Origin of the sequence: Streptomyces sp. SM1 (genome assembly GCF_002910825.1) — a bacterium.
Classification (GTDB): Bacteria; Actinomycetota; Actinomycetes; order Streptomycetales; family Streptomycetaceae; genus Streptomyces; species Streptomyces okerensis.
In genome coordinates, this window is record NZ_NEUB01000428.1 from 1 (window position 1) to 603 (window position 603).

The following is a 603-nucleotide window of genomic DNA, read 5'->3' on the forward strand; positions in this document are numbered from 1 at the left end:
CAGGGCGTGCACCGGGGCGGGCAGACGCCGGGCGCGCTGCTGGCGTCGGGGGTGGCGGCGATCGCGGAGCGCCCGGTGGGGCTGACCACGGTCGCGGTGCCGGGGGCCCGCTCCGACGATCTGGAGCGGCAGGTGACGCGGACGCTGGCGGATCCGTCCCGGGTGCCCGACATGTGCGTGATCATGGTCGGCGCCAATGACGTGACCCACCGGATGCCGGCCACCGAGTCCGTACGCCATCTGTCCTGCGCGGTCCGGCGGCTGAGGACGGCCGGCGCGGAGGTGGTGGTCGGGACCTGCCCGGATCTGGGCACGATCGAGCCGGTGCGGCAGCCGCTGCGCTGGCTGGCCCGGCGTGCCTCGCGGCAGCTGGCGGCGGCGCAGACGATCGGCGCGGTGGAGCAGGGCGGGCGGACGGTGTCGCTGGGGGACCTGCTGGGGCCGGAGTTCGCGGCGAACCCGCGGGAGCTGTTCGGGCCGGACAGCTATCACCCCTCGGTGGAGGGGTATGCCACGGCGGCGATGGCGGTGCTGCCGACGGTGTGCGCGGCGCTGGGGCTGTGGCCGGCGGCGGCGGAGCGTCCGGACGCCGCTCGCCGCGAG

At 76.9% G+C, this 603-nt stretch carries 1 protein-coding gene; it reads left to right on the forward strand.

Annotated features, from left to right (window positions below):
* Positions 1-603: SGNH/GDSL hydrolase family protein (locus tag B9S61_RS10625; protein ID WP_146064784.1), on the forward strand; the 603-nt coding region annotated here is incomplete at both ends.